Here is a 22,863-nt window from a genome sequence, read left to right on the forward strand (position 1 = left end):
CCTCACCTCGCCTCATCTTTGATCTCCTCCGGCTATTCACATCCCGCACTGGGGTAAAATCTGCCAGCTCAAATGCCTTTAGCCGCGCCTGTTTACGCTGTTTCAGCGGGCGAGCCTATTGAGCATTTCATCTTTTAAACTGAGGTCAATTGACATGTCGAGCAACAAAAAACCGATGGTTCTGGTGATTCTGGACGGCTACGGACATCGCGAAGAGCAACAAGATAACGCGATCCTGAACGCCAAAACGCCGGTGATGGATAACCTGTGGGCCAATAACCCGCACACGCTTATCGCCGCCTCTGGGTTGGATGTCGGCCTGCCTGACGGTCAGATGGGCAACTCCGAAGTCGGCCATGTCAATTTAGGTGCGGGCCGCATCGTGTATCAGGATCTCACCCGTCTGGATAAAGAAATCAAAGAAGGTGATTTCTTTAATAATAGCGTACTGACCGGGGCAGTTGATCGCGCAATCAGCGCTGGCAAAGCAGTTCACATTATGGGGCTGTTGTCCGCAGGCGGCGTTCACAGCCACGAAGACCACATTATGGCGATGGTGGAACTTGCACATCGTCGCGGCGCAAAAGCGATTTACCTGCACGCTTTCCTTGATGGCCGTGATACGCCACCACGTAGCGCAGAAGCCGCCCTGAAACGCTTCTCTGAGAAATTCGCGCAAATTGGCGCCGGTCGTATTGCATCTATCGTCGGTCGTTATTACGCGATGGATCGTGATAACCGCTGGGACCGCGTGCAGCTGGCTTACGATTTGATGTCTCAGGCCAAAGGCGCATTCACCGCTGATAACGCGCTTGCAGGTCTGCAGGCCGCATATGCCCGCGATGAAAACGATGAATTCGTGAAACCTACCGTATTGCAGGCAGCAGGTGAAGAATCTGCCGCGATCCATGACGGCGATGCAATGATATTCATGAACTTCCGTGCTGACCGTGCCCGTGAAATCACCCGCGCCTTTATCAATCCGGATTTCGACGGCTTTGCCCGTGATAAAGTGATTAACTTCGGCGATTTCATCATGCTGACCGAATACGCTGCCGACATCAACGCCGCCTGTGCTTACCCACCAGCATCACTAAAAAATACCCTCGGCGAATGGCTGATGGCGCACGGCAAAACGCAGCTGCGTATTTCCGAAACCGAAAAGTACGCGCACGTTACCTTCTTCTTTAACGGTGGTATGGAAGACTCATTTGAAGGCGAAGACCGTATTCTGGTGAAATCCCCGAACGTGGCAACCTACGACCTGCAACCGGAAATGAGCTCGGTTGAACTGACGGAAAAACTCCTCGGCGCGATTGCGAGCGGCAAATACGACACCATTATTTGTAACTATCCGAATGGCGATATGGTCGGTCATACCGGCGTTTACGACGCTGCGGTGAGCGCCGTTGAAGCACTCGATAATTGCGTTGCCCAGGTTGTTGATGCCGTGAAAGCCGTTGGTGGTCAGTTGCTGATCACCGCCGACCACGGCAACGCAGAACAAATGCGTGACCCGGCGACAGGTCAGGCGCATACCGCACACACCAGTCTGCCAGTGCCGTTAATCTATATCGGCGGGAATGCACAAGCGGTTGAAGGCGGTAAATTGTCCGATATCGCACCAACGATGCTTTCTCTGATGGGCATGGAAATTCCGGCAGAAATGAGCGGCAAACCGCTGTTTATCGCGCGTTAATTTCTCTTAAAGCTCGGTTAAAAAGGCGTGCTGACACCCGTTGGTACGCCTTTTTTGTTTGTGCATCAGCCGGTTGATTAGTGTTACGATACGATAAGGGACAGCCATATTGTCTATCATCCACGGTCGACAAGCGGAAAAAAGTTTGAGCAAATTCATTCATTTCAGCCTGATGAGAACCCGCCTTTCCGCTCAGGACAAGGCCGTATCTGCTTTCCCATCTTCAGCCTTATTGCTTTGCGCCTCTTTACTCTCTCTTTCTGTGAGTGTGCATGCTGACGACAATAAAGATCAGCTCAAAACCATTCAGCAAAACATCGCGGAAAAAGAAAAAAACGTAAAACAGCAGAAACAACAGCGCGGCACCCTGTTGCAACAATTGCAGGCGCAGGAAAAAACCATTTCCTCTGCCAGCAGCCAGCTTCGCGGAACTCAGTCAACGCTCACCACGCTCAGCAAAGACATTGCCAGTCTGAATGCCTCAATAGATAAATTGCAGAAACAGCAAAAGACTCAGGAAGAGATCCTGGCAAAACAACTCGATGCGGCATTCCGTATCGGACAACATAAAGGCTTGCAGTTGCTGCTCAGCGGTGAAGAAAGTGACCGCAATGAGAGGATCCTGGCGTATTTCGGTTATCTGAATACCGAGCGGCAGAAAACAATCGAAGACCTGAAACAGACCCGCACCACGCTGGCTGAACAGCGTGTTTCTTTGCAATCAAAGCAAACACAGCAAAAAAGTCTGCTGACTGAACAGCAAACACAGCAACAAAAACTCGAACAGGCGCGTGCCGCCCGTAAGCAAACCCTTACGGCGCTGGAATCCTCATTGCAAAAAAATGAGCAGAGTCTGACGGAACTGCGAGCCAACGAATCCAGCCTGCAAAACAAAATTGCTGCCGCTGAACGTGCCGCCAAAGCGCGCGCGGAAAAAGAAGCGCGTGAAGCCGCCGCCGTCAGGGCAAAAGAACAGCAAGCGAAAAAATCGGGTTCAACCTACAAACCGACCCAAAGCGAACAGTCACTGATGGCCCGTACCGGCGGTCTGGGGCGTCCATCCGGGCAAAATATGTGGCCGGTTAACGGTTCGTTGATACATCGCTTCGGCGAACAACTACAGGGTGAACTACGCTGGAAAGGCATGGTCATTTCAGCACGCGAAGGCAGTGATGTCCGGGCGATTGCAGACGGACGCGTCATTCTGGCGGACTGGTTGCAGGGCTACGGGCTGGTTGTGGTGATCGACCACGGCAAAGGCGACATGAGTCTGTATGGTTACAACCAGGATGCGCTGGTCAGCGTCGGCGATCAGGTGAGAACCGGTCAGGCTATCGCAAAAGTGGGGAACAGCGGCGGACAAGGCCAGCCATCGCTGTATTTTGAAATTCGTCGTCAGGGCCAGGCAGTAAATCCACAACCGTGGTTGGGAAGATAGCATTGCGATATAAAAAGTCCGTTTTAGCTGCCCTTTGTGGTACTGCGTTTTTCGTTTGTCAGGTTCAGGCAGCGAAATTATCCATCCTGATTGATGACTTTGGTTATCGCCAGCATGAGGAAAACCAGGTACTTCAGATGCCTAAAGCGGTATCGGTTGCGATTTTCCCCAATGCACCAGATTCGCAAATGATGATGAAAAAGGCACATCTTCAGGGGCGCGAAATCCTGATCCATCTGCCGATGGCGCCGCTCAGTAAGCAGCCACTGGAAAAAGATACGCTGACACCTTCTATGAGTCCCGCAGAAGTGAAGCGCATTGTCGATCAGGCCATCAGCAATATCCCGTACGCGATTGGTATCAATAATCATATGGGCAGTGCTATGACATCCAGCCTGAGCGGGATGGAAAACGTCATGCAGGCCATGAATGCCCACAACCTGTTCTTCCTCGACAGCGTGACAATCGGTAATACCAAGTCGGTTCAGGCGGCTCAGGGAACCCGGGTGAAAGTGATTAAGCGCAACGTCTTTTTAGATGATGTGCAGAATGAAGCGGAAATCCGCCATCAGTTTGAACGCGCCATTCAGCTCGCCCGCAGGAATGGTTATGCCATCGCCATCGGTCATCCCCACCCGACCACGGTAAAAGTGCTGCAACAGATGCTGCCGAATTTGCCCTCCGATATCGTTCTTGTGCGGCCAAGTGACCTGCTCAATGAACCGCAGCACAGCGCCCCGGCAAGTAAATCAACCAATAACGTACCGTCGAAACCATCGCGCAAAGGCATCAGCGTCTGCCGCGTAAAACAACCTGCCCCTCAAGTCTATGCCGACAGCATGTTCAAAGTGCTGGGCGAAAGCCTGTCTGCATTGCCGGCAGTGCAACTTGTTGAACGTCAGTATTTAACGTGGACCACATTTTCTAAAAAATAGGATTCACAGACATTGACGGGTGTCAGGTTCCCATTTTCGAAAAAATGGATTTAAAACACCCATACAACATATTGATATGAATGGTTTTATCTTCACAATCAAATAACTAGAGCTTAAGGAATTTGCCTCTTATAATGGGTAGCATATTTTTTTAACCGGGCTGAGCAAGGGCGCTAACCGATGGGACTAGATCGATCTAAAATTCTGCTGCTGGACAGCGGCAAAGAATGGGGAGGTGGCACCAACAGCATGTTGGAGTTGCTGAAAAGAATCGATCGTGAAAAGTTTGAAATCAGTTGCTGCTTTTACAATGATTATGCCCGCGATAACGGCGAAACAATCAGCCAGATACTGAACTCACTCAATGTGCCGGTATTTTTCATTCCGCAATTCAGGCAACCCACCTGGGCGAAAATCAGCAAAGAAATCCTGAGAACGCTGTTTTTCTTTAGCGGAAATTTGCGCCAGAAAGCCATTTATTCTGTCGATAAAATCTGGCGCATTAATCCCAATATCCGCAAGATCCATTCCCTGCTTGAGCTCGGTCAGTTTGATATTTTATATATGAATAATCAGCCCAGCTCTAACGTGGAAGGCTATTATTCGACCGCAGGATTACCGACTGAAATCGTGCAGCACTGTCGCATTGAACCGGTTCTTAACCGGGAGGTTGTGCGCATCGTCAACCGGTTCTGCCACAGCATTATCTCTGTTTCTCAGGGTGTTCAGGAACAACTCCTCAAACGCGGAGTGCGTAAAGAGCTGTGTTTTACCGTATTCAACGGCATTGATATTAATCAGCCCTTGCCAGATGGCGCCAGGATCCGCGAAGAACTGGGCGCAACAGAAGATACCTTCATCTTAGGCAGTATCGGTTCTCTGATTAATCGTAAAGCCCACCACTTTACGTTACTGGCACTGGACAAATTTAACCGCGCATTTCCGGAAGCAAAATGGAAAATGGTGTTTGTTGGTGAAGGCCCGAATTTACGCCGCCTCATTCAGCAAGTGTCGGCGCTGAATATGATGGATAAAGTGGTATTTACAGGCTTCCAAAACAATGCATTGGAATATCTGGCAGCGTTTGACACCTTTATCTTAGGCTCAAAAAGTGAAGGTCTACCTCGGGTGGTTCTGGAATCTATGTTACTGAAAACACCAGTGATAGGGTCGAATGTCACGGGAACTGCCGAGTTGATTAAAAATGCAGAAACCGGAATGCTTTTTGAGTATGGCGATATTGAGATGCTCTTCAATCATATGAAAACGCTGTATCTCAACACCCATTTGCGAAGTGAAATCGCGACGCAGGCCAACCTCACTGTCCGGGAAAAATTTGCGATTGAAAAATATGTCTCTGGCGTAGAAACCGTTTTAAGCAGCGTTAAAAAGAAACAAGGCTGAACATGTTCAAATTTCTAAATCCTAAATATCGTCACATTCTTTCACGCCACAATCTGCCTTATGCCAATACTGTAGTAGCAGGTGCGCCGAAGAACAATATCACTTCAGTCGTCATTCCATCTGCAGGTGCTGACTATATTGAAGAAGCCTGTTTATGCGCGGAATTTGCCAACAAATTCGCGACGCAATTGCAGGAGATTGTCATTGTGACCGATCAGGATGCCAGCCTGTTCCGGCCTCTGCCTGAAAAAGTCAGGATCGTGACACTAAACCCTGAAACTAAAACGGGCGATTACCGCTACAAACAAATTTATCTCAGCCGTCTGATCAAACTGCTGGCGCCTTTGCAGGCGAAAACTGACGGTATTTTGATGATCGATTCAGACCTGAATCTGCTGAAAATGCCAGAAATTCAGCTGCATGAAAACCATATATATTCGAGTTTCCGTCAGGGTAAAATGATTGCCAAACTCGAAGGTTGTGACCCTGAAATCATCCCGGCGTATTACAAAGACAGCGTTCGGCCTTATATTGTTGACCACGTCAACGGCGCATTCTTAGCGGCGACACGTAAAACCTGGGAACGCTTGTGCCCGCTGTGGATTATGTTTTTCAGAGATACCTGGAATATTCTGCCAGATAATCAGCCACCGACGGATCAGTTGCCACTGGCGGCAATGCTCGACACTCTGGATATCAAAAGCGTCAATCTCGGCGACTGGATGAACTGGCCGGTTTCGAAGAAAATTGGCGGTACGCCGTCGGTTATTCCGAAAGAAGTCATTGGTGCGCATGGCGGTTTCCCGCTGACTGAATGGCAAAAATATCTGGTCTCACCAGACAATGAGCTGCTGTTTAAAGGTCAGGATTACACCCGTAAAGTGCGATATCTTACGGATGTAGAGAAACAAAAAGCAGAGCCGGACGCATAAAAACGTCCTTCCGGTCAGACAAAAGCCCGCTATTTCAGCGGGCTTTTTCATGTCTGCGAAAATCAGGTCACCAGTTAAGGATGACTTTGCCGGAATGCCCGGAACGCATCGCATCAAAACCTTTCTGAAATTCATCAATCGGGAAATGATGAGTAATTAACGGCGTGAGATCTAACCCGGACTGGATAAGCGCCGCCATTTTGTACCAGGTTTCAAACATTTCACGGCCGTAGATCCCTTTAATGAACAGGCCCTTGAAAATCACCTGATTCCAGTCGATGGCCATTTCTGTGGAAGGAATGCCGAGCATGGCGATCCGCCCGCCGTGATTCATGGCACTGAGCATGCTTCGAAACGCCGATGGTGCGCCGGACATTTCCAGTCCGACATCAAACCCTTCCGTCATCCCCAGTTCTTCCATAACGTCCGCCAGGCTTTGCTGGCTGACATTGACCGCCCGCGTCACACCCATTTTGCGGGCCAGTTCCAACCGGTATTCGTTCATGTCGGTGATCACTACATGACGTGCGCCGACGTGTTTGCAAATCGCTGCGGCCATAATACCAATCGGACCTGCACCGCTTATCAGCACGTCTTCTCCGACGAGATCAAAAGACAGCGCTGTATGAACCGCGTTGCCCAGCGGATCGAAAATAGCCGCCAGATCATCAGAAATATTGTCCGGAATTTTGAACGCATTGAACGCAGGCAAAACCAGATATTCCGCAAAGGCGCCGGGGCGGTTTACCCCTACACCCTGCGCATTACGACATAAGTGCGTGCGCCCGCCACGGCAGTTGCGGCAATGTCCGCAGGTGATATGGCCTTCACCGGAAACCCGGTCACCGATGCTGAAACCTTTGACTTCCTGCCCGATCCCGACGACTTCGCCGACATACTCGTGCCCGACCACCATCGGTACAGGAATGGTTTTTTGTGACCATGCATCCCAGTTATAAATATGCACATCTGTACCGCAGATGGCCGTTTTGCGGATTTTAATCAGCAAATCGTTATGGCCCATTTCCGGCACCGGCGCATCCGTCATCCAGATGCCTTCTTCACGTTTGAGTTTTGCTAAGGCTTTCATGGAATCTCCTCAGGCGATCACGCCAAGTTTTTTACCGATACGGGTAAAGGCTTCAACCGCCTTTTCGATTTGTTCAGCGCTATGTGCCGCAGACATCTGGGTACGGATACGCGCCTGCCCTTGCGGCACTACCGGATAAAAGAAACCGGTGACATAAATGCCTTCCTGCTGCAAAAGCGCGGCAAATTCTTGTGCTAAACGGGCTTCGCCCAACATGACAGGAATGATGGCGTGATCGGCTCCCGCCAGTGTAAAGCCTGCTACGGTCATTTTTTCACGGAACAATTTGGCGTTACTGAGCAGACGCTCACGCAGTTCGCTGCCTTCTTCGAGCATGGACAGCACTTTGAGAGAGGCCGCAACAATCGAAGGTGCTAAAGAATTGGAGAAAAGATAAGGACGTGAACGCTGACGTAACCAGTCAATGACTTCCTGACGCGCTGCCGTATAACCACCGGAAGCCCCGCCCAACGCTTTGCCGAGCGTACCGGTGATAATGTCTACCCGACCCATTACGTCGCAATATTCGTGAGTACCGCGTCCTTCGGCACCGACAAAACCCACGGCATGAGAATCATCGACCATCACCAGTGCGTCGAAACGTTCCGCCAGGTCGCACACGCCTTTCAGATTAGCAATCACGCCATCCATGGAAAATACGCCGTCGGTTGCAACCAGAATATGCCGGGCACCGTTGTCTTTCGCCTGCTGCAAACGGGCTTCGAGTTCGTCCATATTATTGTTGGCATAGCGATAACGTTTGGCTTTGCACAACCGGACGCCATCGATGATTGATGCGTGGTTAAGCGCATCCGAAATGATGGCGTCTTCTTCGCCAAGCAGCGTTTCGAATAATCCGCCATTAGCATCAAAACAGGAGGAATAAAGGATCGCGTCGTCCATACCGAGAAAATCGGCCAGACGATGTTCGAGCTCTTTATGGGTATCTTGCGTACCGCAGATAAAACGCACAGATGCCATACCAAAACCGTGGCTGTCGAGCCCTTCTTTCGCAGCCCGGAGAAGCTCCGGATGGTTGGCTAATCCGAGATAGTTATTGGCGCAAAAATTGATGACCGGTTTGCCACCCGCGACAGAAACTTCAGCTTGCTGGGGCGTGGTTAAAATGCGTTCTTCTTTAAACAGTCCTTCAACCCGAGCCTGATCGAGCTGGTCTTCCAACTGCCGATAAAACGAAACAGACATACAGTATTCTCCTGAAATGACTCATTCACGGAATACCTTACTAATCTGCATACGAAATAACGATGGAACTGCGCACAATATCTTTGTTTTGCAGCATAGTTCACGCCTTACGGTCTGAAACACAAGAATGCGTGTTATCGGACACCTTCCCAATGTGAGCTTCATAATGAAGTGTTATGATATTACCCAATTACAGGCTGCGCATGGTGCGCGGTTCTTCAAATGAATAAAGGTGGATCCCATGATAATCGTCACTGGCGGCGCTGGTTTTATCGGCAGCAATATTATTAAATCGCTCAATGATATGGGATACCGCGATATTCTGGTGGTTGATAATCTGAAAGACGGCACCAAATTCGTCAATCTGGTTGATCTGGATATTGCGGATTATTGCGACAAAGAAGATTTCATCGCCAGTATCGTTGCAGGCGACGATTTAGGTGATATTGACGCCATTTTCCATGAAGGCGCCTGTTCCTCCACCACTGAGTGGGACGGCAAGTACATGATGGATAACAACTATCAGTACTCTAAAGATATTCTGCATTATTGCCTGGATCGCAGTATTCCTTTCCTCTACGCCTCTTCTGCCGCCACTTATGGCAGCCAGAGCACCAGCTTTGTAGAAGAGCGTAAATACGAGCAGCCGCTGAACGTCTATGGCTATTCGAAGTTCCTGTTTGACCAGTATGTCCGCGAAATTCTGCCACATGCAGAATCTCAGATTTGTGGTTTCCGTTACTTCAATGTCTACGGACCACGTGAAGGCCACAAAGGCAGCATGGCCAGCGTCGCATTCCATCTGAATAACCAGATCAACGCCGGCGAGAACCCGAAATTGTTCTCCGGCAGCGAAGGTTTCAAACGCGATTTCATCTACGTGGGCGACGTGGCTGCGGTAAACCTGTGGTTCTGGCAAAACGGTGTTTCCGGTATTTTCAACTGCGGTACTGGCCGTTCAGAATCCTTCCAGGCTGTGGCAGACGCCGTAGTGGCGTACCACAAATCTGGCGATATCGAATACATTCCTTTCCCGGAAAAACTGAAAGGCCGTTATCAGTCCTTCACTCAGGCCGACATGACCGCGCTGCGCAATGCCGGTTATGACAAACCTTTCAAAACGGTTGCTGAAGGCGTGACGGAATACATGAGCTGGCTTAACCGCACAGTATAAGCCCTGCACATTGAGGAATGGATTAACGGTATGAAAATACTGGTAATTGGGCCGTCATGGGTCGGTGACATGATGATGTCTCAAAGTCTCTACCGCACCCTGAAAGCTACGCATCCGCAAGCACAAATAGACGTGATGGCACCTGCATGGTGCCGTCCTTTGCTCGACCGGATGCCACAAGTCAATCAGGCGCTGGCGATGCCATTGGGCCACGGCGCTCTGGAACTTGGCGAGCGTCGTCGTCTGGGCGTTTCATTACGTGAAACGCATTATGACCGCGCCTATGTTTTGCCTAACTCCTTTAAATCAGCGCTGGTTCCGTTCTTTGCGCGCATTCCTCAACGTACTGGCTGGCGTGGTGAAATGCGCTATGGCCTGCTCAATGATGTGCGGGTACTGGATAAGGCGGCATTTCCGCTGATGGTTCAGCGCTACGCTGCGCTGGGATACGAAGCAGGGCAAATCAAAACGGCGGCTGATCTTCCGCAGCCGATTCTGTGGCCGAAATTACAGGTCGCTGAAGCCGAAATCACTGCCGTCAAAAACGCATTTACTGTCGATAATACACGTCCGTTGATCGGGTTTTGTCCGGGCGCTGAATTCGGCCCGGCCAAACGCTGGCCGCATTATCACTACGCCGTGCTGGCCGAAAAACTCGTCAGCCAGGGCTATCAGGTCGTCCTGTTTGGCTCAGAGAAAGACAATCCGGCAGGGGAACAAATCCGCCTGGCGCTGACCGAAAATGCTCAACCTTTCTGCTTGAATCTTGCCGGTAAAACCTCGCTGGATCAGGCGGTGGTGATGATCGCCGCCTGTCAGGCAGTGGTCAGCAATGACTCGGGTCTGATGCATGTGGCCGCAGCACTGGATAAACCGCTGGTAGCACTTTACGGGCCGAGCAGTCCGGACTTCACCCCGCCGCTCAGTCATCAGGCAAAAGTGATCCGCCTTATCACCGGCTACCATAAAGTCCGCAAAGGGGATGCCGAAGAAGGCTATCACCAGAGTTTGATTGATATTCAACCAGAGCAGGTTTATCAGGAATTAAGCCAGTTACTGAGCGCAAGGAAGGAGCTTTAATGCGGGTTCTCATCGTCAAAACCTCGTCCATGGGCGACGTTCTGCACACGCTTCCGGCGTTAACGGATGCCATGCAGGCTATTCCCGGGATCCGCTTTGACTGGGTTGTGGAAGAAGGTTTCACGCAGATCCCCGGCTGGCATCCGGCTGTCGACCGCGTTATTCCGGTGGCTATCCGCCGCTGGCGTAAAAACTGGTTTGGCTCTGAAACCCGGCAACAACGCTGTGATTTCAAACGTGAAGTTCAGTCCACCACCTATGACGCCATCATTGACGCTCAGGGGCTAATCAAAAGTGCAGCGCTAATCACCCGCGTTGCCAAAGGTGAAAAACACGGACAAGACTGCAAAAGCGCCCGCGAACCTTTCGCCAGCTGGTTCTTTAATCAGCGGCACGAAATTGATAAAAAGCAGCACGCCGTGGAACGAACCAGAGAACTGTTCGCTAAAAGTCTCGGTTATGAAAAACCTGCGACCCAGGGCGACTACGCCATTGCGGCGCGTTTCCTTTCACATCTGCCTGCCGATGCCGGTCAGTATCTGGTCTTTCTCCACGCGACCACCCGTGCAGACAAACACTGGCCGGAAGAAAAGTGGCGGGAGCTGATCGGGATGCTGAGCACAACTCATCTTCGCGTCAAACTGCCGTGGGGGGCTGAGCATGAATATCAGCGCGCATTGCGCCTCGCTGAAGGGTTTCCGTACGTCGAAGTTTTGCCTAAATTGAGCCTGGAAAAAGTGGCTGAGGTTTTAGCCGGTGCGAAAGCCGTAATCTCAGTGGATACAGGACTCAGCCATTTGACCGCAGCGCTGGATCGCCCGAATATCACCCTCTACGGCCCGACAGATCCGGGTTTAATTGGCGGGTATGGGAAGAATCAGTTTGTCCTGAAATCAGAAAACAACTCGCTGGAAACTCTGCCGCCGGAGCGCGTTTTTGAGCAACTCAACGATGTAATTTTTGCCAATAAGGACGCGAACTGACCATGAGCTATGTGATTATCTTCATTTTGCTGTGGCCATTCAAAATACTGATGAAACCTTTTCATCAGGGCAAAGGGCGAAATCTGGTCATCCAGACCGCCAAAATTGGCGATTTCGTTAACATCACGCCGTTACTTAAACATCTGAAAAAATCCGATGTGCTAATCAGTAAAACAGTACTGCCGCTGGCCGGGCGCGATACAACGATTGAGTCGATATTCCTGATTGAGGAATATAAAAAGTCCCTGTTGGGTAAAATCCGTCTGGCGTTCAAGCTGCTAAACCGCTACGACAATGTCTATCTGCTGCAACCTAACAGCATCAATGCTTTCTACGCTGCATTTTGTAATGCGGAGTACAAAGCGTTTCTGATTGCTTATACCCGCAAATGGTATCACGGGATTTTTTATCGGACGGCCGACGTAGTTCGCTTACATCAAAAAACCGATTTCACCCTGGAGAGTTATCTGAAGCTGGCGGATAGCAGTCTCAGTGCAGAAAGCTATTCTAAACACGCCACCTTTCCCTTGTGGAAGCCTGAAAAAACGTTGCAGGAGCTGAATGAAAACAACAAGATAAAAATTGGCATCAGCATTTCGGCAGGTAACAAAGCTAAAACAATTCCGACAGCGGTGTGGATTAAAATCCTGAACGTTCTGGACGGGCTGCCTTGTCAGTTTTATGTTTTTGGTCCGGAAAATGAGCAGAAATATTATGCTCAGCTTGTGGAGAAACTGAGTAATAGCGAAAATATCGTCAGCTTAATAGGTAAACTCGAATTGCAGGAAGTTCCCTATGCGATTTCGCAGATGGACATGTATATTGCCTCAGACTCTGGCAACATTTATATCGCTGATGCCGTTAATATCCCGGTAATTTGTCTCGCGGGTCCGTGCGACCTGACTGAGCAACACCCTACCTACGCACCCTTGATCTTGATGCCAGAAGATAAAAAGCTCATACCTGAATCTTTCATCTTCTCAGCACCTTATCAATTCAGGCACAGCGCGGAAGAACTATTTTCACTGAGTGATACACAGCTGGATAAAATACGTTCATTCGTTATGAACAAAGTATTTCAGGGACAACGCCATGTCTGACCATGAATACCTGAACTATATCGAGTATAAAGAAGAACTCGTGAACAATTTAGGGGGGACAGACTTCCCCGTGGTTCATATTGCATTCGGAATAAACAATGCATATGCACGCGGCATGGGGATCACTATATTTTCTGTTTTAGAAAACAACCCTGAATTAGCATTTCATATTCATGTTTTTGGTGGTTCACTGGACGGAAAATCAAAATCTCTGCTGCTTGAACTGGCAGTGGATAAACCGCTCGCCATAACCTGTTACGTTTTCAAAGAGTCTGCGTTCTCCGATTTACCGCTGATGGGCCGCTATCCACAGGCTATATATTATCGTTTGTATACTCCTTATATTTTGGCTGATGTCACCTCGAGATTCATCTATCTTGATGCGGACACCTTGTGCTTAGGCAGTTACAAAGAACTGAATGAGATGGATATCAGCTCTTATACGCTGGCAGCGGTGAATGATACGCAGCGGGCCAGAAACAGGTTGTGCTCTCAATTAGGCCTGACCAACAATAATTATTTTAATTCAGGTTTTTTATACATCAACATCCCTCAATGGATCGCGAAAAACACCACAGAAAGGGTAATTAAGACACTTTCCTGTAATGAAGATGAATTTAAATTCCCTGACCAGGATGCTCTCAATATCGTTCTTGAGAATGAAGTACTGCTGCTTCCTAAAAAATACAACTTTGTTTGCGACATTATTTTAAACAAAGTAGGAAAAAAAGTAGGGATTCCGGAAGATACCATCCTGATCCATTATACCGGTAAGTGTAAACCCTGGCATATTTGGGGAATGGGAGAACTGGCTGACATTTATGATCGTTATTATGCGCAATCTCCGTGGCAGGCAGTCCCACATGACATGCCTGTTTCCTATAAAGAGATGAAACGCTATGCGCAGGCGCTCTGGCACAAAGGCCGGTATGCAGCCAGTTTACGCTGGATGACTAAGTACATGAATAATAAGATTTTCAGAAAGAGCCCTCTATGATCAGGCAGCTGATCATAGAGATTAAACAATCGTCCTTAGACGATAAAGTGGCATCTTTATTTTTCTTATTTATTACTATTTCCATCTCCTTTTTTATGTACTCCGGGGAGGTGACCCGTAACTTCTTTTATATCGCGACCTATATCGCTGTAATATACTTTATCTACCTCACTTTACGGATTGAGAAAAGGATTCATTTTTATCCGATTACTACGGTAGTCTTGCTTCTGGGCATCAGCAAGTTGCTTTGGGTTGTCCTCACCATAAATCATGAATATCCGCTGATCGCTTACCATTATCAGATCAGTGGCAAAAGACTTATATTAGCGTCTTTTATCTTGTATGCCATTGAGCATAATATCCGCAAATGGAAGATCCCCACACTGACAGTGCGCACGGGCATCTCCATTATGACGCTTCTGTTCATTATCATCTCCGTCACACGGATAATTATTTATTTACAAACGGGTGATCGGGTAAAAATAAATTCTGATGCCCCGACATCCGGCGCTTACACATTTACTATTTTCTCGTTACTGGTGATGTACAGTCTCAAATTTCATGGACTCAAACATTACAGACTCCTTTGTCTGGTGGTGATGACCATGACATTTGGCGTTCTGGCAGCAACAGAAACCCGGTCGGCGGTAATGCTTTTTACCTTAATTAGCGCATGTAGCGTCCTCTATGATTTCGCGAAGAGTTCACATACCTCAAAAGTGATTTATGGTTTTGCTATTGCCGGGTTAATCATTGCGGCAATTGTATCCGGCCACCCTTATTACAGCAAAGTCGTCAACCGGATAGATAATCTTCATAATGAAGTCGCTTCTTACGATGCCGGAGACCGTAATACTTCCGTAGGCGCCCGCTTCTCTATGTGGCGTGCGGGTATCGATGCTTTTAAGCATCATCCTTTCGGGCAGTCAGCTGACAGCAGGAATGCACTTGCGACAACTTTCATTAATCAGCATGAGGGCGGGAACCCGGAAGCCTTACGTAATCTGCAATTTCATTTGCACAATGACATTATTGATACGATGTCATTACAAGGGATTTTTGGCGCACTGATTATGGTGCTTTTCTTCGCCACATTACTGGTCTATCCCTTCAGACTTATTCCTAAAGGTTACGAGTTTTTATTAGTGTCAGTTCCGGTCATTTACTTTAGTCTGGGCGATACTCAATTTTATAATCGCGAATCACCGTATTTTATTGTACTGGTATTTGCCTATCTGCTGATGCTGAGGATGAAGACCCCTTCAGTGCCTGAGAAACCATGATTTTCCGGGCCGGGCTCTCCGCCCGGTCCGGTTGCCTGATGTCCTTATCCGTGGAAATTTTGTGTTATGACCCTTACAACGCCATCCGAAAACATTAAGCTCAGCGCGATCATCCCTATGTACAACGCAGGGGCGATGTTCCGGAATTTTATGGATTCACTCGTCGCACAAACGTTGGATAGCCTCGAAATTATCATCGTTAACGACGGTTCTACGGACGGTTCGGAGCAGGTTGCACAGGAGTACGCTGAAAAACACTCGCATATTCGTGTCATTACTCAGGCAAACGGCGGGGTTTCGCGTGCGCGTAATGCGGGGCTGGATATCGCCCGGGGTAAGTATGTAACCTTTCCGGATGCCGATGACATCGTCTATCCGCAGATGTACAAGACGTTGATAGAAATGTGTGAGCAGGACAGTCTTGATGCCGCGCAGTGCAATGGCGAACGCTACTTTGTCGGCTCAGAAAAAGTAAAACCACTCATCCCCCTGGACCGTTTAACTTCAACGGGTGTATTGGATGGGCCCCTGTGGCTGAAAACCGCCCTGGCTACAAACCGGTATTTGCATGTGGTCTGGCTTGGCGTTTATCGTCTTGAACTGATTAAAAAACAGGGTCTGTATTTTGAACCTGGTTTACATCATCAGGATATTCCCTGGACGACCGAATTCATGTTCAATGCCCGCCGCGTGAGATATACCGAAACTGTCCTCTATCGCTATTACATTCACGGTCAGTCAATCAGTAATCAGAAACGCACGGGAATGAAAAATGTTGAATATCAAAGACATTATCTGAAAATCGCTAAAATGCTTGATGAGCTGAATGAGCGGTATAAAGACCGGATAAAAATTTATGCGGAGTTTCCACGGCAGGTCACACGTGAAGCGCTGGCGGTATGCCATTCTGTTCGTCGTGAGCCTGACCCCGCAGCACAAAAAGCCATGATTGAAGACATTTACACCTCCGGCACACGCAGAATAATGCTCCGCAATGCCCGTGGCCCGAAGCAATGGTGGCAGTTATTATTGTGGTTAAAGCGCCTGCATAACTTGCACAAAAAACTCGCCTGAGGCCTTTAAGAAAGAGACGATTTTTTTGCCCGGAAAATTCCTTTATAACTATTTCCTAAACGAAGTTATTTACCTTTCTATATCAGGCAGATAAATAACTTCACAGCTTAGGATTCTTCACCTAAAATCTATTCACTATGTTCTAATATCAGATAATAGAATGCCTAACTCAGAAGCCAAGTACGCAGCCTTTATCCCCAGACGAATTTTGCTGGTGAAACTCCGTCATCACGGAGATATGGTGCTCACAACACCAGTGATAAACAGACTGCGACAGCATTACCCTGATGCTGAAATCGATGTGCTTCTCTATAAAGAAACCCGCCCGATCCTGAGCGAACATCCGGCGCTTACCCATATCCATGTCATTGACAGAACATGGAAAAAACAAGGTGTCCGCTATCAGTTACAACAAGAATTTAAGCTGCTGAAAGCCGTTCGCGCACGGCATTATGATCTGGTGATCAATCTGGCTGATCAGTGGCGCAGTGCGCTGCTTTCGTTGTTTACCGGAGCAAAAGTCCGGCTGGGGTTTGACTATAAAAAACGTCGTTCCCCGGTCTGGAGGGTTGGACATACCGGGTTAGTGACCACTGAAAATCACGGTATTTTGCATACCGTTGAACAAAACATGTCGATTTTATCTCCGCTGGGGATTTCTCTCGAGAATGCACAAACGTCGATGCATTATTCAGAAAGTGATAAAGCTTTTTGCCAGCAGTTGCTTCTCAAACATAAGGTGACTGGCGGATACATTGTGATCCAGCCCACTTCCCGCTGGACGTTCAAATGCTGGGATGACGAGAAATTCGCCAATGTCATTGATGGACTGGCAGATACAGGGCTGACGATCATCATGACTGCCGGTCCCGATAAAAAAGAGCTGGAAATGGTGCGGAAAATCCAGGATCTCACGCATAACCCTCAGGTTATTTCTGTCGCGGGGCAGTTATCGCTTACGCAACTGGCCGCCATGATAGATGGCGCGAAACTGTTTATTGGTGTCGACTCCGCGCCTATGCATATGGCAGCAGCCCTCAATACGCCTTGCGTGGCTTTATTTGGCCCGACGAAAATGCAGCACTGGCGTCCGTGGGGCAATAACAATACTACCCTCTGGGCCGGCGATTACGCCCCGTTGCCAGCACCTGACTCGATCGACACAAAAACCCAGCAGCGTTATCTGCATGCCATTCCGGTCAGCGATGTGATTGATGCTGCCAGGAGTTATCTGCATGACTAATTCTGCGGATCAGACAAAAAGTATTCGCTTAGCGATTGTCAGACAGAAGTATCGCCCGGATGGCGGCGCGGAACGTTTTATCTCACGCGCACTGGAAGCACTGGATGATCAGAATATCGAACTGAACATCATCACCCGCCAGTGGGAAGGCAAGCCAAATCCGAAATGGAAGATTCATCTTTGTAACCCGGCTAAATACGGTCGGGTTTCAAGGGAAAAAGGTTTTGCCGCCGCCGCGCAGCAATGCTGGAAGCAGGAACACTTCGATATAGTACAAAGTCATGAGCGTATCCCGGGCTGTGATATTTTCCGTGCTGGTGATGGCGCACACCGTGTCTGGCTGGAACAAAGGGCACGCGTTATTTCCCCTCTTCAGCGTTTCCTTACGCAAATCAGTCCCTACCACCGTTATGTCCTGCGAGCCGAAGAAGCTATGTTCCATTCGCCGGAGTTGAAAAAAATCATCTGTAATTCTGAGATGGTAAAACGCGACATCATGCGTTGTTACGGGGTTGATGAGAGCAGGTTCGAAGTTATTTATAATGCGATCGACTCGCAAAAGTTTGTTCCGGCCACTGCAGAACAGCGTAATGCCTCGCGCGAATCGCTTTCTATCCCTTCAGACGCAGTTGCCCTCATCTATGTGGGTTCAGGTTTCGAACGTAAAGGACTCAAACCCGCGATAGAAGCCATTGCCGCCAGTGACCGGTATCTCATCGTTGTCGGACAGGATAAAGATCAGAAAAAGTACGAATCACTGGCAAAACAAGCAGGATGCCTGGAAAGAATCCGTTTCGCTGGCGTCCAAAACAATGTTCTCCCTTTCTACCACGCAGCAGATGGGATGATTTTACCAACGCTGTATGACCCTTTTCCAAATGTCATTCTTGAAGCAATGGCTTGTGGCCTGCCGGTTATCACCAGCCAGACCTGTGGCGGCGCTGAATTCATTCGGCAAGGCTACGAAGGGTTTGTTTGTGATGCGCTGGATGTGGCAAGACTCAGTGAATACGTGAAGAAAATCCCTTCCCGGCTGGAAAATGCTGAGATGGGAATTGCAGCCAGAGAGCGTATTCTCCCTTATAGTCCGAAAAACCTTTCACAACAACTGGTTGCACTTTATCACTCGTTACTGGCCTGATGGCATTCACGCTGACATGATGAGTCGATCACACTTATCTGGTAACATGTGCTCATCTATCCGCCGGGACTATTTTCGCTACATGAAATTGACTTTCCCTATTGCAATGCCTGATAAAAAATGAATATTTTTTATAATATAATCATATATTTAATTCAGCCTCTCATCTGGATCCGTTTACTCTTACGCAGCCGGAAGTCTCCTGCATATCGTAAACGCTGGGCTGAACGTTATGGCTTCTGCAAAGGAAAGGTTGTCTCCGGCGGCATCATGCTGCATTCCGTCTCCGTAGGCGAAACACTGGCAGCGATTCCTTTAGTCCGTGCTTTACGCCATCGCTATCCCTCCTTGCCGATTACCGTTACGACAATGACACCGACCGGGTCGGAACGCGTTCAGTCTGCGTTCGGCAAAGGCGTGCATCACGTCTATCTGCCTTATGATCTGGCTGGATCGGTAAATCGTTTTCTTGATGAAGTGAATCCTAAGCTGGTGATCATCATGGAAACCGAATTGTGGCCAAATCTCATCAGTGCCCTGCACCGTCGCCATATCCCGTTAGTGATTGCCAATGCGCGCCTTTCAGCCCGCTCGGCGAATGGATATCAGAAACTGGGCAAATTCATTCGTACCATTTTGCAACGCATCACGCTGATTGCAGCGCAGAATCAGGAAGATGGTGAACGCTTCCTCTCTTTAGGTCTAAAACGCAATCAGCTCGCGGTTACCGGTAGCCTGAAATTCGATATCTCCGTGACGCCAGAACTGGCAGCAAAAGCCATAGCGCTGCGCAGTCAGTGGGCCTCCCGACGTCAGGTCTGGATAGCCACCAGCACGCATGAAGGTGAAGAAACTCTGCTGCTGGAAGCACACAAAGAGTTACTGAAAGCGCATCCTAACTTGCTGCTGATTCTGGTTCCCCGCCATCCGGAACGTTTCCCGGTTGCCTGCGAACTGACCCGTAAAGCCGGGCTTTCTTTCATTCAGCGCAGTTCCGGCGAAGTGCCTTCTTCGGCAACTCAGGTGGTGATTGGCGATACGATGGGCGAACTCATGTTGCTGTACGGTATTGCCGATCTGGCATTTGTCGGCGGCAGTCTGGTTGATCGCGGTGGTCATAACCCGCTTGAAGCCGCAGCACACGCCATTCCGGTACTGATGGGGCCGCATACTGTTAATTTCAAAGACATCTGCGCCAAGCTGGCTCAGGACGATGGTCTGATTACGGTGACGGATACCGCATCGCTGGTGAAAGAAATTTCTACCCTGCTGACCGACGAAGACTATCGTTTGTATTACGGGCGTCATGCCGTTGAAGTTCTGCATCAAAATCAGGGCGCACTACAACGCCTGCTGCATTTACTGGAGCCTTATCTGCCTGTCCGGAGTCATTAATGGCTGATAAAAAACGTTTATCCGTTGTACTGATTGCCCGCGATGAAGCCGGTTTATTGCCGGAATGCCTTGAATCAGTCGCGTGGGCGGATGAAATCATTCTGCTCGATTCCGGCAGCAAAGATGCAACGCAGGACGTCGCCCGCAGTTTCGGCGCTAAAGTATTCCAGAACAGTGACTGGCCGGGATTCGGCAAACAACGCCAGCTGGCGCAAAGCCATGCCACCGGCGACTATATTTTGATGATCGATGCCGACGAACGTGTGACGCCAGAATTACGCAAGTCGATTGAAAATGTTCTGAATACTCCGCAGGAAAATACCGTTTATAGCCTCGGGCGCAGTAACTTATTCCTCGGAAGATTCATGCGTCACAGCGGCTGGTATCCCGATCGCGTCAACCGTTTATACCCTTCCATATTCAGTTATAACGACGATCTGGTTCATGAATCACTGAACACAGGCAATGCTGCTGTCGTTGGGTTGCAAGGTGATCTCCAGCATCTTACTTGTCGCGACCTTCTCTCTTTCCAGCGTAAACAACTCAGCTATGCCCAGGCCTGGGCGGAACAACGTCATCAGCAAGGGCGAAAGTGTAGTTTCTTCTCAATTATTTCGCATACCCTGGGGGCATTCACAAAAACCTGGATACTTCGCGCTGGCTTTCTGGATGGAAAGCAGGGGTTGATCCTGGCAGGCGTCAATGCACAATATACGTTCAATAAATATGCCGCCCTGTGGGCACTCAGCCATCAACTGCAAAAGTGAGCCGTCATGAGCACGAAGGCAATTTATCCCGGCACGTTCGACCCGATGACCAACGGGCATCTCGATATCGTCACCCGTGCGGCGCTGATGTTCGACCATGTTATTCTTGCGATTGCGGCCAGTCCCAGCAAAAAACCGATGTTCTCGCTGGATGAACGCGTAGCGCTGGCGACACAAGTGACGTCGCATCTGGATAACGTTGAAGTGATTGGATTCAGCGATCTGATGGCAAATTTTGCCAAAGCTCAGGGCGCTAACGTGCTGGTACGCGGATTGCGTGCGGTATCTGATTTTGAATATGAAATGCAGCTGGCGAACATGAACCGGCATTTGCTGCCGACGCTGGAAAGCGTGTTCATGATGCCATCAAAAGAGTGGTCGTTTATTTCTTCTTCCCTGGTCAAAGAAGTGGCGCGCCACGGTGGTGACATTACACCGTTCCTGCCGCAAATCATTACTCAGGCACTGATGGAAAAAATCAGCGCCTGAATCGCGGATCAGTGCTGACAGTTCGGGCAGAAAAACGTGGTGCGCTGGGCATGTTTCTTACTCTCAATAGGCGTACCACAAGCCCGGCAAGGCTCACCCGCTCTTCCGTACACCTGCAGTTCCTGGGCGAAATATCCTGGCTTTCCATCAGATTGTAAAAAGTCCTTCAGCGTAGTCCCACCCTGTTCAATAGAACGCAACAATACCGCTTTGATGGTTCTGACCAACAAGGCCGCTTCATCATGTTTGAGCGAATGCGCGGGTCTGTCAGGCGAAATACCGGCAACAAATAAGGATTCGTTGGCATAGATATTCCCCACCCCCACCACCAGTTTGTTATCCATCAGCCAGGGCTTGATCGGTGACTTCTTCGTGCGGCATTTCTCAAACAGATAATCTGCCGTGAAATCTTCACTCAGCGGTTCAGGCCCGAGATGCGCCAGGACATTGCTGGCGGTCAGATCAGAAGACCATAACCAGGCACCAAAACGGCGCGGATCGGTATAACGCAGCACATGTCCGGTATCCATAACCAGATCGACGTGGTCATGTTTGCCGGGCTCCGTTTCTTCCGGTAATACCCGCAAACTCCCGGACATGCCCAGATGAATGATGATCCAACCGGTTTTCAGTTCAACCAGGAGATATTTTGCGCGGCGCTGAACACTCAGAACGGGCTGATCGCTTAACGCTAAGATCTCCGCCGAGACAGGCCATCGTAAACGCGGATTGCGCACGACGGCATGGAGTATCGTGTGACCTTTCAGATAGGGTTCAATCCCTCTGCGGCTGGTTTCAACCTCAGGTAATTCCGGCATAATTTCTCCCTTAGCAGAATCAAGATCAGAGTGTGTCGCAGACACCGACATCAGGCAAATAAAAGTCGCTGAGAATGGAAATCACAAAATTCAGGCAATAAAAAACCCGGCCGGAGCCGGGTTTTTAGCAATCCACTAAAATTATTTAATTTTAGCTTCTTTGTAGATCACGTGTTGACGGACAACTGGATCGAATTTCTTCAGTTCCAATTTTTCCGGCTTAGTACGCTTGTTCTTCGTAGTGGTATAGAAGTGACCAGTACCAGCAGAAGAAACCAGCTTGATCTTCTCGCGAACACCTTTAGCCATGATGCAGTTCCTTAATACTTCTCACCGCGGGTACGCAGATCGGCCAAGACCGTCTCAATACCCTTCTTATCGATAACACGCATACCTTTAGCAGATACACGCAGAGTTACAAAGCGCTTCTCAGCCTCAACCCAAAAACGGTGGGAGTGCAGGTTCGGCAGAAAACGGCGTTTGGTCGCGTTCATTGCGTGGGAACGGTTGTTACCGCTCACCGGGCGCTTGCCAGTAACTTGGCAGACTCGGGACATGTCTATTCTCCAAAAATCAAATCAGCTCGAGCTTCGTATAGGGTATGGCCGCCTCGTC

The 22,863-nt window shown here is 49.2% G+C and carries 22 protein-coding genes; 17 read left to right on the top strand and 5 right to left on the bottom strand.

What is annotated here, in order from left to right; all coding sequences use genetic code 11:
- Positions 1-154: 154 nt before the first annotated feature.
- The 5 genes from gpmM (at position 155) to D5398_RS21010 (ending at position 6,408) form a co-directional block, all read left to right on the top strand.
- A complete protein-coding gene (gene gpmM, locus D5398_RS20990; protein ID WP_120509360.1) occupies positions 155-1,699 on the top strand; it encodes a 2,3-bisphosphoglycerate-independent phosphoglycerate mutase in 1,545 nt (514 codons plus the stop codon).
- 172 nt (positions 1,700-1,871) lie between these two features.
- Positions 1,872-3,137: a murein hydrolase activator EnvC gene (envC, locus tag D5398_RS20995; RefSeq protein ID WP_244216808.1), complete on the top strand. Its 1,266-nt coding sequence runs from the start codon at positions 1,872-1,874 to the stop codon at positions 3,135-3,137.
- A 2-nt stretch (positions 3,138-3,139) separates the two neighbouring features.
- Positions 3,140-4,072 carry a divergent polysaccharide deacetylase family protein gene (locus tag D5398_RS21000; protein ID WP_120509362.1) on the top strand — a complete coding sequence of 311 codons (933 nt, stop codon included), beginning with the start codon at positions 3,140-3,142 and terminating at the stop codon, positions 4,070-4,072.
- 180 nt (positions 4,073-4,252) lie between these two features.
- Positions 4,253-5,476 carry a glycosyltransferase gene (locus tag D5398_RS21005; RefSeq protein WP_120509363.1) on the top strand — a complete coding sequence of 408 codons (1,224 nt, stop codon included), beginning with the start codon at positions 4,253-4,255 and terminating at the stop codon, positions 5,474-5,476.
- Between the two features lie 2 nt (positions 5,477-5,478).
- Positions 5,479-6,408, top strand: coding sequence for a hypothetical protein (locus D5398_RS21010; protein ID WP_120509364.1), 930 nt, complete (start codon positions 5,479-5,481; stop codon positions 6,406-6,408).
- Between the two features lie 67 nt (positions 6,409-6,475).
- Here the strand turns inward: D5398_RS21010 and tdh are convergent, their stop codons facing one another.
- Both tdh and kbl read right to left on the bottom strand, forming a co-directional pair.
- On the bottom strand, positions 6,476-7,498 hold the full coding sequence (gene tdh / locus D5398_RS21015; RefSeq protein ID WP_120509365.1) for an L-threonine 3-dehydrogenase: 1,023 nt from the start codon (positions 7,496-7,498) through the stop codon (positions 6,476-6,478).
- Between the two features lie 9 nt (positions 7,499-7,507).
- The gene (kbl, locus tag D5398_RS21020) at positions 7,508-8,704 is read right to left on the bottom strand and encodes a glycine C-acetyltransferase (protein WP_120509366.1); all 1,197 of its coding nucleotides are present in this window, start codon (positions 8,702-8,704) and stop codon (positions 7,508-7,510) included.
- A 241-nt stretch (positions 8,705-8,945) separates the two neighbouring features.
- Between kbl and rfaD the strand changes: the two genes are divergently transcribed.
- The 12 genes from rfaD to coaD all read left to right on the top strand — a co-directional run bounded on the left by rfaD (position 8,946) and on the right by coaD (position 21,430).
- Positions 8,946-9,878: an ADP-glyceromanno-heptose 6-epimerase gene (gene rfaD / locus D5398_RS21025; RefSeq protein ID WP_120509367.1), complete on the top strand. Its 933-nt coding sequence runs from the start codon at positions 8,946-8,948 to the stop codon at positions 9,876-9,878.
- Between the two features lie 30 nt (positions 9,879-9,908).
- Positions 9,909-10,958, top strand: coding sequence for an ADP-heptose--LPS heptosyltransferase RfaF (gene rfaF, locus D5398_RS21030; RefSeq protein ID WP_120509368.1), 1,050 nt, complete (start codon positions 9,909-9,911; stop codon positions 10,956-10,958).
- Complete coding sequence (gene rfaC, locus D5398_RS21035) at positions 10,958-11,941, top strand: lipopolysaccharide heptosyltransferase RfaC (RefSeq protein ID WP_120509369.1); 984 nt, start codon at positions 10,958-10,960, stop codon at positions 11,939-11,941. Before rfaF ends, rfaC begins: the two co-directional genes overlap by 1 nt.
- 2 nt (positions 11,942-11,943) lie before the next feature.
- Positions 11,944-13,041, top strand: a complete 1,098-nt coding sequence (locus D5398_RS21040) for a glycosyltransferase family 9 protein (protein ID WP_120509370.1) — start codon at positions 11,944-11,946, stop codon at positions 13,039-13,041.
- A complete protein-coding gene (locus D5398_RS21045; protein ID WP_120509371.1) occupies positions 13,034-14,038 on the top strand; it encodes a glycosyltransferase family 8 protein in 1,005 nt (334 codons plus the stop codon). Before D5398_RS21040 ends, D5398_RS21045 begins: the two co-directional genes overlap by 8 nt.
- Positions 14,035-15,321, top strand: coding sequence for an O-antigen ligase family protein (locus D5398_RS21050; protein WP_120509372.1), 1,287 nt, complete (start codon positions 14,035-14,037; stop codon positions 15,319-15,321). The genes D5398_RS21045 and D5398_RS21050 overlap by 4 nt, the downstream gene beginning before the upstream one ends.
- Before the next feature lie 66 nt (positions 15,322-15,387).
- The gene (locus tag D5398_RS21055; RefSeq protein ID WP_120509373.1) at positions 15,388-16,395 is read left to right on the top strand and encodes a glycosyltransferase; all 1,008 of its coding nucleotides are present in this window, start codon (positions 15,388-15,390) and stop codon (positions 16,393-16,395) included.
- Between the two features lie 160 nt (positions 16,396-16,555).
- On the top strand, positions 16,556-17,638 hold the full coding sequence (rfaQ, locus tag D5398_RS21060) for a putative lipopolysaccharide heptosyltransferase III (RefSeq protein WP_120509374.1): 1,083 nt from the start codon (positions 16,556-16,558) through the stop codon (positions 17,636-17,638).
- Positions 17,631-18,779, top strand: a complete 1,149-nt coding sequence (locus tag D5398_RS21065; protein ID WP_120509375.1) for a glycosyltransferase family 4 protein — start codon at positions 17,631-17,633, stop codon at positions 18,777-18,779. Before rfaQ ends, D5398_RS21065 begins: the two co-directional genes overlap by 8 nt.
- A gap of 120 nt (positions 18,780-18,899) precedes the next feature.
- Positions 18,900-20,174, top strand: coding sequence for a lipid IV(A) 3-deoxy-D-manno-octulosonic acid transferase (gene waaA / locus D5398_RS21070; protein ID WP_120509376.1), 1,275 nt, complete (start codon positions 18,900-18,902; stop codon positions 20,172-20,174).
- The gene (locus tag D5398_RS21075; RefSeq protein WP_120509377.1) at positions 20,174-20,941 is read left to right on the top strand and encodes a glycosyltransferase family 2 protein; all 768 of its coding nucleotides are present in this window, start codon (positions 20,174-20,176) and stop codon (positions 20,939-20,941) included. Before waaA ends, D5398_RS21075 begins: the two co-directional genes overlap by 1 nt.
- Before the next feature lie 6 nt (positions 20,942-20,947).
- Positions 20,948-21,430 (top strand): pantetheine-phosphate adenylyltransferase, encoded by a 483-nt coding sequence (gene coaD / locus D5398_RS21080; RefSeq protein WP_120509378.1) that lies wholly within the window; start codon positions 20,948-20,950, stop codon positions 21,428-21,430.
- A gap of 8 nt (positions 21,431-21,438) precedes the next feature.
- On the opposite strand, the gene mutM is transcribed toward coaD, so the two are convergent.
- From mutM to rpmB, 3 genes are all read right to left on the bottom strand, one after another.
- Complete coding sequence (gene mutM, locus D5398_RS21085; protein WP_120509379.1) at positions 21,439-22,248, bottom strand: bifunctional DNA-formamidopyrimidine glycosylase/DNA-(apurinic or apyrimidinic site) lyase; 810 nt, start codon at positions 22,246-22,248, stop codon at positions 21,439-21,441.
- A gap of 141 nt (positions 22,249-22,389) precedes the next feature.
- Positions 22,390-22,557 carry a 50S ribosomal protein L33 gene (gene rpmG / locus D5398_RS21090; protein WP_004392084.1) on the bottom strand — a complete coding sequence of 56 codons (168 nt, stop codon included), beginning with the start codon at positions 22,555-22,557 and terminating at the stop codon, positions 22,390-22,392.
- Positions 22,558-22,568: 11 nt separating this feature from the next.
- Complete coding sequence (gene rpmB / locus D5398_RS21095) at positions 22,569-22,805, bottom strand: 50S ribosomal protein L28 (RefSeq protein WP_004953342.1); 237 nt, start codon at positions 22,803-22,805, stop codon at positions 22,569-22,571.
- Between the last annotated feature and the right edge of the window lie 58 nt (positions 22,806-22,863).

The sequence above is a fragment of the Rahnella bruchi genome (assembly GCF_003614975.1).
In the GTDB taxonomy this organism is placed as follows: domain Bacteria; phylum Pseudomonadota; class Gammaproteobacteria; order Enterobacterales; family Enterobacteriaceae; genus Rahnella; species Rahnella bruchi.

Bases quoted from the DNA above. Each gene is read 5' to 3' on its own strand.
- gpmM (WP_120509360.1), top strand. From the start codon at position 155: ATGTCGAGCAACAAAAAACCGATGGTTCTGGTGATTCTGGACGGCTAC.
- envC (WP_244216808.1), top strand. From the start codon at position 1,872: ATGAGAACCCGCCTTTCCGCTCAGGACAAGGCCGTATCTGCTTTCCCA.
- D5398_RS21005 (WP_120509363.1), top strand. From the start codon at position 4,253: ATGGGACTAGATCGATCTAAAATTCTGCTGCTGGACAGCGGCAAAGAA.
- D5398_RS21010 (WP_120509364.1), top strand. From the start codon at position 5,479: ATGTTCAAATTTCTAAATCCTAAATATCGTCACATTCTTTCACGCCAC.
- tdh (WP_120509365.1), bottom strand. From the start codon at position 7,498: ATGAAAGCCTTAGCAAAACTCAAACGTGAAGAAGGCATCTGGATGACG.
- kbl (WP_120509366.1), bottom strand. From the start codon at position 8,704: ATGTCTGTTTCGTTTTATCGGCAGTTGGAAGACCAGCTCGATCAGGCT.
- rfaD (WP_120509367.1), top strand. From the start codon at position 8,946: ATGATAATCGTCACTGGCGGCGCTGGTTTTATCGGCAGCAATATTATT.
- rfaF (WP_120509368.1), top strand. From the start codon at position 9,909: ATGAAAATACTGGTAATTGGGCCGTCATGGGTCGGTGACATGATGATG.
- rfaC (WP_120509369.1), top strand. From the start codon at position 10,958: ATGCGGGTTCTCATCGTCAAAACCTCGTCCATGGGCGACGTTCTGCAC.
- D5398_RS21040 (WP_120509370.1), top strand. From the start codon at position 11,944: ATGAGCTATGTGATTATCTTCATTTTGCTGTGGCCATTCAAAATACTG.
- D5398_RS21045 (WP_120509371.1), top strand. From the start codon at position 13,034: ATGTCTGACCATGAATACCTGAACTATATCGAGTATAAAGAAGAACTC.
- D5398_RS21050 (WP_120509372.1), top strand. From the start codon at position 14,035: ATGATCAGGCAGCTGATCATAGAGATTAAACAATCGTCCTTAGACGAT.
- D5398_RS21055 (WP_120509373.1), top strand. From the start codon at position 15,388: ATGACCCTTACAACGCCATCCGAAAACATTAAGCTCAGCGCGATCATC.
- rfaQ (WP_120509374.1), top strand. From the start codon at position 16,556: ATGCCTAACTCAGAAGCCAAGTACGCAGCCTTTATCCCCAGACGAATT.
- D5398_RS21065 (WP_120509375.1), top strand. From the start codon at position 17,631: ATGACTAATTCTGCGGATCAGACAAAAAGTATTCGCTTAGCGATTGTC.
- waaA (WP_120509376.1), top strand. From the start codon at position 18,900: ATGAATATTTTTTATAATATAATCATATATTTAATTCAGCCTCTCATC.
- D5398_RS21075 (WP_120509377.1), top strand. From the start codon at position 20,174: ATGGCTGATAAAAAACGTTTATCCGTTGTACTGATTGCCCGCGATGAA.
- coaD (WP_120509378.1), top strand. From the start codon at position 20,948: ATGAGCACGAAGGCAATTTATCCCGGCACGTTCGACCCGATGACCAAC.
- mutM (WP_120509379.1), bottom strand. From the start codon at position 22,248: ATGCCGGAATTACCTGAGGTTGAAACCAGCCGCAGAGGGATTGAACCC.
- rpmG (WP_004392084.1), bottom strand. From the start codon at position 22,557: ATGGCTAAAGGTGTTCGCGAGAAGATCAAGCTGGTTTCTTCTGCTGGT.
- rpmB (WP_004953342.1), bottom strand. From the start codon at position 22,805: ATGTCCCGAGTCTGCCAAGTTACTGGCAAGCGCCCGGTGAGCGGTAAC.